Origin of the sequence: Microcystis sp. M165S2 (genome assembly GCF_020245885.1) — a bacterium.
Lineage (GTDB): Bacteria > Cyanobacteriota > Cyanobacteriia > Cyanobacteriales > Microcystaceae > Microcystis.
This window is the reverse complement of the sequence record NZ_JADBTZ010000040.1, coordinates 1-11,608: the sequence shown is the minus strand read 5'-3', so window position 1 is coordinate 11,608 and position 11,608 is coordinate 1. Positions and strand designations below refer to the sequence as shown.

The 11,608-nt window shown below is 37.1% G+C and carries 8 protein-coding genes and 1 pseudogene; 6 read left to right on the top strand and 3 right to left on the bottom strand.

The window, feature by feature from the left end:
* Window positions 1–27 precede the first annotated feature (27 nt).
* From IM479_RS02170 to IM479_RS02160, 3 genes are all read left to right on the top strand, one after another.
* Entirely contained in the window at window positions 28–1,785 is a 1,758-nt protein-coding gene (locus tag IM479_RS02170; protein WP_287686853.1) for an ABC transporter ATP-binding protein/permease, read from the top strand.
* 38 nt (window positions 1,786–1,823) lie between these two features.
* The gene (locus IM479_RS02165) at window positions 1,824–2,837 is read left to right on the top strand and encodes a hydroxyacid dehydrogenase (protein WP_287686851.1); all 1,014 of its coding nucleotides are present in this window, start codon (window positions 1,824–1,826) and stop codon (window positions 2,835–2,837) included.
* 76 nt (window positions 2,838–2,913) lie between these two features.
* Window positions 2,914–3,849, top strand: a complete 936-nt coding sequence (locus IM479_RS02160) for a class I SAM-dependent methyltransferase (RefSeq protein WP_286824310.1) — start codon at window positions 2,914–2,916, stop codon at window positions 3,847–3,849.
* Between the two features lie 191 nt (window positions 3,850–4,040).
* Here the strand turns inward: IM479_RS02160 and IM479_RS02155 are convergent.
* Together IM479_RS02155 and IM479_RS02150 are read right to left on the bottom strand one after the other, a co-directional pair.
* Window positions 4,041–4,181 (bottom strand): annotated as a pseudogene (locus tag IM479_RS02155) (DNA polymerase III subunit beta); the annotation flags it as partial.
* A gap of 20 nt (window positions 4,182–4,201) precedes the next feature.
* Window positions 4,202–7,420, bottom strand: coding sequence for a HypX (modular protein) (locus IM479_RS02150; protein ID WP_287686849.1), 3,219 nt, complete (start codon window positions 7,418–7,420; stop codon window positions 4,202–4,204).
* 431 nt (window positions 7,421–7,851) lie between these two features.
* Here IM479_RS02150 and IM479_RS02145 point away from each other — a divergent pair, with 431 nt between their 5' ends.
* The 3 genes from IM479_RS02145 to IM479_RS02135 all read left to right on the top strand — a co-directional run bounded on the left by IM479_RS02145 (window position 7,852) and on the right by IM479_RS02135 (window position 10,590).
* Window positions 7,852–8,541 (top strand): hypothetical protein, encoded by a 690-nt coding sequence (locus IM479_RS02145; protein ID WP_287686847.1) that lies wholly within the window; start codon window positions 7,852–7,854, stop codon window positions 8,539–8,541.
* A 706-nt stretch (window positions 8,542–9,247) separates the two neighbouring features.
* Entirely contained in the window at window positions 9,248–9,385 is a 138-nt protein-coding gene (locus tag IM479_RS02140; RefSeq protein ID WP_287686866.1) for a hypothetical protein, read from the top strand.
* 269 nt (window positions 9,386–9,654) lie between these two features.
* Window positions 9,655–10,590 (top strand): M4 family metallopeptidase, encoded by a 936-nt coding sequence (locus IM479_RS02135; protein ID WP_287686845.1) that lies wholly within the window; start codon window positions 9,655–9,657, stop codon window positions 10,588–10,590.
* 3 nt (window positions 10,591–10,593) lie between these two features.
* On the opposite strand, the gene IM479_RS02130 is transcribed toward IM479_RS02135, so the two are convergent.
* Window positions 10,594–11,331, bottom strand: coding sequence for a hypothetical protein (locus IM479_RS02130; RefSeq protein ID WP_287686843.1), 738 nt, complete (start codon window positions 11,329–11,331; stop codon window positions 10,594–10,596).
* Window positions 11,332–11,608 lie beyond the last annotated feature (277 nt).

The window sequence follows — 11,608 nt, the reverse complement described above, 5'->3', positions numbered from 1 at the left end:
TCCTAAAAGTTACCCTATATTAAAACTATGCAAACTCCATTTTTTCAACAAGAAACCGCCAAAAGTTCTCATCAATTTTTTGATAATTTGAAATTGATTGCCGCTCCTTACTGGTATCCAACCGATCCTAAAGGAAGGACATTTTCAGAGGTAATAAGTTCATGGGGAATGCTGTTTCTCCTTGTTTTAGTAATTGTTGGACTGGTGGCCTCTAATGCAGTTAATAGCTTCGTTAATCGCTATTTGGTTGATGTCATTATTCAAGATAAAAATGCCTCTAAGTTTATGACAAGTTTATTACTTTATGGCTTAGGATTACTTTTAATTACCCTGTTTACTGCATTTTCTAAATTTGTTAAAAAAAGAATCATTCTGGATTGGTATGAATGGCTAAATCAGCAGGTTGTTACCCAATATTTGAGCCATCGCGCTTATTATAAAATTAATTTTAGATCCGATGTGGATAATCCAGATCAAAGGATCTCTCAAGAAATAGAACCCATTGCTAGAAATGCTGTTAATTTTGGGGCTATTTTATTAGAAAAAGTCTTAGAAATGACGACTTTTTTAGTAATTCTTTTCTCAATTTCCCGACTAGCCGCCGTGATTCTAGTGGCTTATACAATTATCGGCAACCTAATTGCTGTTTCTTTAAGTCGAGAATTAGATAAGATTAGTCAAGAAGAACTGGAATCCAAAGCTAATTACACCTACACTTTAACTCATGTTCGGAATCATGCTGAATCCATTGCCTTTTTTCAAGGCGAAAATCAAGAGTTTAAAATAATTCAACGTCGATTTAATAATCTCGTCAGAAATTCTCTCAGTAAGATTGATTGGGAGAAAAATCAAGACATTTTTAGTCGAAGTTATCGCTCAGTTATTCAAATATTTCCCTTTGTCGTCTTCGCTCCAGCCTATATTCGCGGGGAAATTGATTTCGGACAAGTTAATCAGGCTATTATTGCTTGCAGTATGTTTGCTAATGGTTTTTCTGAGTTAATCCTTGAATTTGGTTCTTTGGGCAGATTTTCCAGTTATGTTGAGCGTCTATCTGAATTTTCTTCGGTCTTAGAAGAAATGGGACAACAACCCAAGGATGCTAGTACCATTAAAACCCTTGAAAAAAATCAGATCGAGTTTGAGGATGTTACTTTACAAACACCAGATTATGAAAAGGTAATTGTTCAACATTTATCCCTATCTATCGAACCAGGCGAAGGTTTATTAATTGTCGGACCGAGTGGACGAGGTAAAAGTTCTCTATTAAGAGCTATTGCTGGCTTATGGAATGCAGGAACTGGTTGTTTAAAACGACCTCCCTTAGAACAATTTCTCTTTTTACCTCAACGTCCTTATATTATTTTAGGAACTCTCAGAGAACAGTTGCTTTATCCTAAAACAACCCGTGAAATGACCGATGGAGAACTTGAATCCGTTTTACAACAAGTTAATCTTCAAAATATAGCCACAAAAGTTCATGGCTTTGATGCGGAAGTCCCTTGGGAAAATATATTATCTTTAGGAGAACAACAACGCCTTGCTTTTGCCCGATTGTTAGTAACCCATCCCCGCTATGTAATCTTAGATGAAGCCACAAGTGCTTTAGATTTGAACAACGAACAAACCTTATATGAGCAGTTACAAAAAGCACAGACAACTTTTATTAGCGTAGGACATAGAGAAAGTTTATTTAAGTATCATCAATGGGTGTTAGAACTTTTAGAGGATTCTAGTTGGCGACTTGTTTCCATAGATGATTATCGATCCTCAAAATCTCTGTAACTGTTTCATTGCTAAAACTCAATTTAGGAAAAATTACGATGACTACTACTTCACCAAAAACTCTGACTATGGATATTCAAAAACCCAGGGTTCTTTTAATCGGAAAAATGTATGATGAAGCGGGGGAAAAACTTCTTGAAGAATCTACTAATATAGAGATTTTGTCCAACCCTACACCGGATAAAATTAATGAGGCCATTCAAGAAGTATCTGGCGTATTTGTGCGTTATCCTAATAAGTTAGAGGCTTCATCAATCCGATTAGCAAAACACTTAAAAGTAATTAGTACCTCTGGATTTGGCACAGATTCTATTGATATTATGGCAGCAACAGAACAGGGTGTTATCGTTGTTAATAATCCCGGAATGTCAACTACAGCTGTAGCAGAACACACCTTATCTATGATTTTAGCCCTTGCCAAAAAGCTCCCTTTTTTAGATCATTGTGTGAAAAAGGGTAACTATTTAATTCGCAATCAGAGCCAACCGATTCAACTCGAAAACAAGACCCTTGGTATTGTGGGTTTAGGAAGAATTGGTACTCTGGTGGCTCACAAATGTAACCTAGCACTGGGGATGAGAGTATTAGCTTATGATCCCTATGTTCCAGCCAGCAAAGCGGAGACAGTAGGAGCAACTTGGGTCAAAGATTTAGATCTTCTTCTGGCTGAATCGGACTTTGTTTCTTTGCATCCTGAACTAACAAGTGAAACACGGGAAATGTTTAATATCTCAGTTTTTAAAAAGATGAAACCAACAGCTTTTTTAATTAATACCTCCCGGGGAAAAGTCGTTTGTGAAAAGGATTTAGGGATCGCCCTTAATCAAAAATTGATAGCTGGATGCGCCCTAGATGTCTTTGAACCAGAACCGCCGGCTTTAGATAATCCTTTATATAATTTTGAGAATGTCATTCTCTCACCTCATTTAGCCGGAGTAACCCCTGAAGCGAGTCTAGCGGCTGCTGTTTCGGCGGCGAATCAAATATTACAAGTGCTTCAGGGAGAGAAGCCTCCTTATATGATTAATCCAGAGGTGTGGAATCTTTTTTAAAGCATCTAGAGAATCTCAGGGATTCGGTTAATTAAAAATGGCAATATTTCTGAAAAATCCTTAGGAGGATAATAATTTGGAAAACATCGGCAAAATTCCCCTCAAAGATGAATGGCGTAATCGCTGGGCAATCATCAAACAATTTGTCCTTAATCCAGCTCGAGAAATGGCGTTTTTGCAAGATCAGTTTCAAGTTTCTGAACTTTATACTAATATAGCGAAACGCGATCCTCATCTTCAGGATCCTAATTTTCCCCAATGGCTTAATTTTGGTTATTGGAAAGAAGAAACAACTTATAACGGAGCTTGTGCCGCTTTAGCGCGTAAATTAGCCGAAGTGGCCGAACTTAAAGCCGGAGATCACCTTTTGGATGTGGGTTTCGGTTTTGCTGAACAGGATTTACTCTGGGTAAGAGAAAACAATGTTGGCTCAATTATCGGTCTAAATACAACCGAGTTACAAGTAGAAATTGCTCAAGAAAGAGTAGCTAAAGCAGGGTTATCGGACAGGATAAAACTTCAAGTCGGCTCGGCTACTCAAATACCCTTTCCTGAGAATTCTTTTGATAAGTTGACCGCTTTAGAATGTGCTTTTCATTTTGACACTCGTGAGGATTTTTTTGCGGAAGCTTTTCGAGTTTTGCAGCCCGGTGGAAGGTTGGCTATAGCGGATTGTTTGCCTAGAGTGGGGCGAGAAATTAACTTCTGGCTGCGGGTTAATAGTAAGAAAATGTGTATTCCCTTTGCTAATCAATACGACCGACATACTTATGTAGAAAAACTCAAAAAGCATGGATTTGTTAATATCCAAGCTTTATCTATTAGTGAATATGTTTGGCCGGCAATGGTTCATTATTTTGCCCAGATTAGCCAAGGGATTAGTAAGCATGATTTAGTTATCGATCTCCAGAAAGATAACCCGGGACTTGAAGCTTGGTCAAGAAATCGGGGTTGGTTTATGGCGTTTGATGATTATCTTTTGTTTTCGGCAGAAAAGCCTAAATTAAACTGAGTTCGGGTTAAGCAGATTGATGTAAAACCCAGTCCATCGGTAGGGAGGACTTATTATTAGCGATCGCCTATTAACCAAGGAGTTGAGAATCTAGAATTGGCCAAGGTTTTCTAACAGTCCCTTCTATAGCGTTATCCCGAACGCCGGTTAAGCTAGAAATCGCTAGTCACCCCCCCAGATGGACGGCACAAACTAGATAAATCAGGAGATTCCACCGCTAGGGATAAACGGTCATTTTCGCTATCGAGACTAAACTTGACTAAATTATTCTTTTGGTCAGCTAAAACCGCCACTAATTCCCAACAACGGATTAATTGTTTGCGGTCTAAAATTTAGGAATTAGCAGATATAGTTACACTTTGTCGCCGCGAAGTATTTTGAATATATCAGTAACAATTCTGTTTCTAATTTCCTCTAAAGAACCTGATTTGCCAGAATTTTTCTGACTTTCCAAGTAACTTTTAACCCCTTTAAATTGTTGTACTAGATGGCCACTATAGCGATTTTGCCCCAAAGAATAATCAGGATTATTCGATCTTATAATAGTTTGAGCATCGTGTAAATCATTCAAAAGATAGGCGACCTCTGGCCAATAGCTGTTATATTTTTCGTAGTTATACAAAAGGAGAATTACTCGACAGGTTGCTGCAAAAATTTTCCCTTTAGCGGTAAACTGAGTTAACCGGTGAGGATATAAGCCTCTAATTTGAAAATCTTCGGGCATTTTTTGATTATTATTTTGCTTTTGCTCGGTAAATATTCGCTGAAGATAGGTTTTTTCTCCTCTTTTTTCATCCACTGTTCCCTCAGATGCAATTGCCGCTCCTAAAGTAAACCTTTTCATAGCCATAAGAATACGTTCTTCTAATCCTTCTTCCTGATTATCTTTACAAAGTTCCACCAGTCCCAACCCAAATAAAAGAAGACTAGCGTGAATACCAAATAAATAAATTTTATTATCTGAATTTGAGTCAAGGTAAGTTAATGCTGACATGGGTAGCTGTATAATTTTTTGTTGAGATTGACTAGATTGAAATATTTTTTGATAAAACTCGTCTAAGTGGCTGCTGCCCTTTCCGATTTCAATAATTGGGGGAATAGTTTGCACATAAATATCATTGTATTGTTCATAAACTATATTTGATATACTAAACTCTGTCTGTTTACCACTATAATTTTTTATCTGTTGATAAGATTTTCTGCCTCGCTCTCCATAACAATCAAGAGCATTTTTAATTAAACGTTCGGCCCATTCTAGACAATTTTGGCGGGTAAATTGTCCCTTTAATAGCTTGGTGTCTCCGACATAAGCAGTGATTAAATAAGACCAAATTTGATACACTGTCCAGTAAGCATAGTAATTAGCATCACCGTCTCTAGCCGCATAAATACGAGCTTTTTCTAAGAGACGAAGAGGTTCAATTAATAAATGAGTTTTGGGACTGGGTAATTGAGCAATGTAAGGAAAAAAGAGATAAATTTTAGCGCGGTGCGAATAGATACGAGATAGATAATAGAAAAAAGGATGAACATTAGTTTGAGAGTATTCACCAATTATTGCGTATTCTTTCAAATATTCCTGCAAATATTCTTCAGCAATGTTCAAACATTCTTCAGCTTTACGAATTGCAGAACCCCTTTCTTGATGGTCACGTTCCTCATCTTCAAGGTCTGTATAAAAATGATAATCAAATAGACAGATATGGTAGAGACTAACTAATAGTTTATCGTCTAGTCGTCCATCTTCGATATGGGGTTTAATAACCTCAAGATATTTTTTGGCAATACGATAGAGACCTTCTTGAAGATATACTTGAGTAATTGCCAAATGTGCTTCATAGGCCACCATACTCCAAGCTTGATTATTATTAACTTCCTTGAAATTTCTCTCATCCCAATTGCGATATTTATCCTTAAACAGCTTTTTTTCTAAATAATCTTGCATAGCCCTGAGAGAGAAAGGGTAAAATTTTATCCATTTTTCTGCTTTTTCTAGTATATATTTTTCCTCAATCCTCTCACAAAGTTGTTGTAGATATTGCTGAGAATCAATTCCCGTTTTTTCAATAGCTCTCAGTCGAGCGTGAAGGGCAGACTTAGCGGCAGATTCTAGAAGATCGAATCCGTAAAATTCTCCTGTTGCTAATTCTTGATCGGCGACAATTTGATTATAATCAATTTCATCTTTTAGAGAGTTTTTTACATCTTTTTGTTTACATAACTTAACCAGAGAATAAGACCAAACAGCACTATTTCTTGTATTGCCAATCACTTTATCTTCACTGACTATTTTTTGGGTGACAGGCAGATAGCCTTGCTTTTTCAAAATATCTATCCCCTCAAACAAAAATCGATTAATTGCGGTGGTAATATGGGCGATAGGACTGCCCACACCTACCACTTCTTCACAAAATTCTAATCGATTGTTTGATTCTTCTTGCTTGAAAAATGGGCTGATTTCTAAGGTTGGTTGCCAGTTCTCTGGGGGATAAACATAAAAATACACTCGCACCCTATAAGCTATCTGTTTTTCTAATCCTTGAGCATAATACCTATTTTCGTCTTCATTATCAGCCAGAAAATGAGAATTAATTAAACCTGTTTCCCCTCGGTATAATTTTAAGGGCAGAGGTTTAACTTTCTCAATTTCTAAATAGTCGATATAAACAGGAAATTGATCTCCTAACAAGTTATTTTTGATAATTGAATCTACTAGGCTTTCTAAAAACAGATTGGATATGGAATCGCTAGTAAAATTGTCCTTAACAAAGGCTGGACATTGCTCAATAACAGTTTTAACTTGTCTGAGTCCAGCTTGAAATTCTGTCCGGCTCACTTCTCTTAAAATCTTATCAACCAAATCCTTGATAATTTCCTGCTCTGAGTTTGTTGATAAATGCTGATAATATTTTTTTAATCGTGGTTGAATATACTCTGTAATCTGATTAACTAGCTTGAAATATTCATCAATATCTAGATGATCATTTGCATCAAGGGACTTTAGGTAACTGTGTTGTTGTTTTTGGGAACTGTATAGATTAATGGCCTGTTTATAAAAGCTAACAACGTCTAGGGAATCCTGCTGTATTTCATCGGTAATGATCTCTTTTAACTGCTCAAGTAAACCAGCTTCGGGATGAACAAGTAATCCCAATTTCTTCCTTTCATCCAGAGATAACTGTGCATATTTTTTGAGAACTCGTTCTTTTTCTTGTTGGGTAAACTTATTGATCATTTTCTGGGCTAAACTATCCTTGTTTTTGGCTGACTCTCCTTGCCAATAAGCCTCCAGTGAGGTAAGAATAGTAACTAATTTCCCCAAGCTTAAACTGGGTACTCGCTCCTCGCGCTCCTTTTCTTGGTAACGCTCTCCCATTACTGAACGCAACACTCGCCGGACAAAAATCCGATTTTGTCCCCATTGTTTGGCTATTTTGTACTCATTCGGTTTGGGATTATCCTCACTAATGTCCAAATCGGTCAGATTGTTGAGGAGATGCAAATACACCGCAGCATCTCTTTTTCGGTCTTCATCGCTTTGTCTTTGATTTTCTGTGTCCAGATCGCTCATAGGTTTAGATGTTACTCTGATGATTCAGCCCTAGACGCCCGTTTTGATCAATAGTTATGTTCATATAATACAGGCTAATCTGGGGGATGTGCATAAAAAATCTGCATTAATTTTTGTAAACCTTGTTAAAATTATCGGTAATTGGTTTGTTAGCCTTCGTAGTTAAACCCTGTAGATGATTGTAGGAAAGAGGTTGATGATGAAGGAAGAGACCGATAGCTTATCAATCACTGAACTGGTGTGGACGGTTTTTATATGTGCGTTTTGTGCCATAATACATGAAAAATTTTTAACGCTGTCACTGTATGTGCATACTGGACAAATATTCTGTACATTATGGACATATTCGACAATTTTCGTCAGAATAAATGGACAAGGTTATTTTATCTCGTTTTTGTAACACTTTGTAACACCTTTGCAGTGATTGTAAAATGCCAAAACAGTTAGAAAAGAAAAAAACAACTGAATTAGAAGATATAGCCATTAAGTTGTCTGGCTCAGGTTCACCCGGTGGCGCGGAAGAGGAGTTTAGCCGCTTCACTGGCTCTCAGCCCAAACTCGAGCCGAGGGACACTCAGCGAGTCCGATTGTCCACAGGTTTGCTGGTTGAATTTGAACTTGTAGATAAGTATCAATCGAAATTTACTCAAGCATTCAAATTCAAATATCGCCTCCGACACCAAGGTATCCCTTTATACGGCTCCTCGATCATTGTTGATTTAGACAAAGACAATAAATTTTTGTTTGCAAACTCGTCTGAAGTTGCTCAAGATGAAGCTGTAAACAAAGGATTTCCTGACAAAAATCCGAAAGTTACTGAAAAAGATCTAAAAGATTCGATAAGCAAATATTGTCTTAAGAAGGGTGAGTCTATTTCCCCAGAAGCCCTAAAGGATTGTGATATTAATCCCGAGCTTTACTATTATTTCAAACACTTTTCTAATGGCTCCAGTCACAAGCTAGGTGAATGGAGACTTGTTTATGTTACGAATATTAAAGTTATGGCTCCAACCAGTGGCGAAAAATCTGTTGGAACATCACTGGAATTAACTGATTATGTGATAGATGCCCACACAGGTCAGATAATACTCGAACTCTCAAATTTGAGAACCTTCTGCTAAAAGGGTTCTGTCCATAACCTACTGCCAAACTGTCTATCGTTTGGAGATATTTGCCAAAATATCCCTAACTATTCGGCTGGTTTTGGTAAGCTTTTTTTGCATTATTTAAATATAACTCACTTTTTAACAGGAAATAAGTAGGTGCGATTTTGTCCCCATTGTTTGGCTATTTTGTACTCATTCGGTTTAGTATCCTCAATACATGATATGTATATGAAAAATTTTTAACGCTGTCACTGTATGTGATGTGCATACTGGAAAAATATTCTGTACATTATGTACATATTTGACAATTTTCGTCAGAATAAATGAACAAGGTTATTTTATATCGTTTTTGTAACACAATGCCAAAACAGTTAGAAAAGAAAACAACAACTGAATTAGAACATATATCAATTGAGTTGTCTCGCTCAGGTTCACCCGGTGGCGCGGAAGAGGAGTGGAGCTATTTCATTAGCCCTGAGCCCAAACTCGAGCCGGGGGACACTCAGCAAGTCCGATTGTCCACGGGTTTGCTGGTTGAATTTGGGCTCTTCTCGACTTTGTGTGATAATTTTTGCTTATGGAATCGTGAAATGCTTACTAGGCAACACTTTTAGGACTATTTTGTGGAAAAAACTATCAGTATAGACCTCGTTTCCACACAGAAACCAGAAGAGCCGAATTTGAACTTGTAGATAAGTATCAATCAAAATTTACTCAAGCAATCAAATTCAAATATCGCCTCCGACACCAAGGTATCCCTTTATACGGCTCCTCGATCATTGTTGATTTAGACGAACACAAGAAATTTTTGTTTGCAAACTCGTCACTAATGTCCAAATCGGTCAAATTTAGGTGTTAAAAACTTTCAGACACCCCCCTTATCAAGGGGGGATTAAGGGGGGATCGACACCAAAATCCATCTTCAATTTAATTATAATCAGCTACTTACATGGGTATTTTATCAATTTTCTGTGGCTTTGGTTCGCTTAAATTCTGGAAATTTTGCCATCTTGACACATCGTTTGTTAGCCTTCGTAGTGCAACCCTGTAGACGATTGGCGACTTTCTAACAAGATTAATTACTTAACCACTGACTGGAATTTATGAATTTATCGGGGGCAAAAACTTATGGTCTGCACAGAATGCAATGACGCACCATCTAATGGTAACTATGGGCTTTCACGAACTTATAATTTGAGATATAAAGATTATTCCCGTAATATCATTCTCACTGATTACGGATTAGTCGATGATCTTTGTCGCGATTTTTGCCAACAAGCTCGTTCTAATGTTGAAACCGTTGCCCAGTTTATCGATGATAACTTCAACAAACCACTAGATAGATATGAAGCTATCATTAATGTTAATGTTAAAGACAAATATGGTAACTATCCCCCTGCTGGATGGGGACGTACAACTAGACGGGCTTTATTTGGACAAAGAGAAATTAATGGTATAAACCGTTCCTATGGAACCGATATCACAGTAGTAGCTCATGAATTTTGTCATGGTTTAATTCAGAGCATTTCAAATGATAGACCAATAGATGATGAGTTTTCAGAAAAAAATGCCCTTGAAGAATCTTTTTGTGATATATTTGCGGTTTTAGTGCGTAACTATTATAGGGATAATCGTTCTTATTGGAATAATCCTCATAATTGGCTGTGGGATGTGGGAGAAAACTTTCAAGAAGGAACTGGATCCCTGAGACGATTAGATACATTACTTTCTTTAAGGTTTACAGATGCAGGGAATGTCTATCAACAAATACAAATAAATGATCGAACTACGGCCAAGAATTATCACGAACTTTCCTTGATTCATAGTCATGCTTTTTATCGATTGATGACAATTCATAACACTGTCATCAATGGACAGCCTCTTTTTAATGGCGAATTTGCTCTTAAGCTATTCGGTGCTGTTCTAGAATATATTTCCACGCTCGATAGTTTCTCTGAGAGTCGTAGAGTATTTAAAGCACAAGCCGAAGTATCACTTAACGCTTCTCCTCGCCAATTAGATGCTATTGATCAAGCATTTATTGATGTAGGAATTATTGAGTGAATATTAGCCAACTAAATTGACTATTAAGCAATCGCTTGGCACTTTTTTAATGTCAGTTTTAAAAAGCCATCTAACTAAGGGATTACCATTTTGTTCCAAACGGGCAGTCAAATTTAACTTAGTCCTCACCAATTGCATATTATTAGGGACTTTGACAATCATGTGCATAAATTTACTTCCTTGAACTCCTTTTCCCTGTGCTTTTCGATATTCCCAATCAGCCTTATATTCCCCAACCCCTGTCGCTATAATTGTTGGTTGTAATTCGGGGTATTCTAGGGCAAAATCTGTTCCTCCTAAACTTGCCTGAGCTTCCTTAAACTTAATATTGGGGGACAGACTAACTTTACAGTTCCGCTTGATTTCCTGATTGATTTCCAACGGATATAGATCAAAAGCAATAGCCCGGTTTTGTTGATTATCTGGCAGTAAATCAACAGAAAATTTAGCTTGAGTAATTTGAAATCTATCTTCTCCACTATTACGAAGAGAACAGGCAAAACGGACTAAAAAAAACTGTGCCTCATTCTGTTTTACCTCTAACCAAGAGGGAATTGCACCAGAATAAAGTTCAGCTAATGGCCAAACTTCTGGTTGTCCGATGCTAACAGTTGGTGCATCGCTAGGCCGTGAGGGAGGTGAGATAAATCTAAAATTTTCTTCCTCAATTTCTTCGCTATCCAATTCTAGTTGTCCTTGCCAAAGAATATTCTGAATTGTTTCAGGAGTAGATAATAACATATCAATTCAATCCGTGAAGTTGTTCAATTATCAACAGTATATCGCCAAAATAGAGAAAATAAACCCAATCCTTTGGCGAAAAAATAGGATACAATAAGTAGTTAGGTGTTAAAAACTGTCAGACACCCCCCTTATCAAGCTATCCATTAGTCAGATCTTTCTTAACAAAAAGAGAAGAAACTTAAAAAAAGGGGAAACGATTGATAGGTATAGTTTTGAAAGAAGGAATTAAGGTGGAGGTAAGCAAAAAAATGGAGAAATGGGCAGCCCAAGAATT

Coding starts and splice junctions, on each gene's coding strand:
- IM479_RS02170 (WP_287686853.1), top strand. CDS start 28: ATGCAAACTCCATTTTTTCAACAAGAAACCGCCAAAAGTTCTCATCAA.
- IM479_RS02165 (WP_287686851.1), top strand. CDS start 1,824: ATGACTACTACTTCACCAAAAACTCTGACTATGGATATTCAAAAACCC.
- IM479_RS02150 (WP_287686849.1), bottom strand. CDS start 7,420: ATGAGCGATCTGGACACAGAAAATCAAAGACAAAGCGATGAAGACCGA.
- IM479_RS02145 (WP_287686847.1), top strand. CDS start 7,852: ATGCCAAAACAGTTAGAAAAGAAAAAAACAACTGAATTAGAAGATATA.
- IM479_RS02135 (WP_287686845.1), top strand. CDS start 9,655: ATGGTCTGCACAGAATGCAATGACGCACCATCTAATGGTAACTATGGG.
- IM479_RS02130 (WP_287686843.1), bottom strand. CDS start 11,331: ATGTTATTATCTACTCCTGAAACAATTCAGAATATTCTTTGGCAAGGA.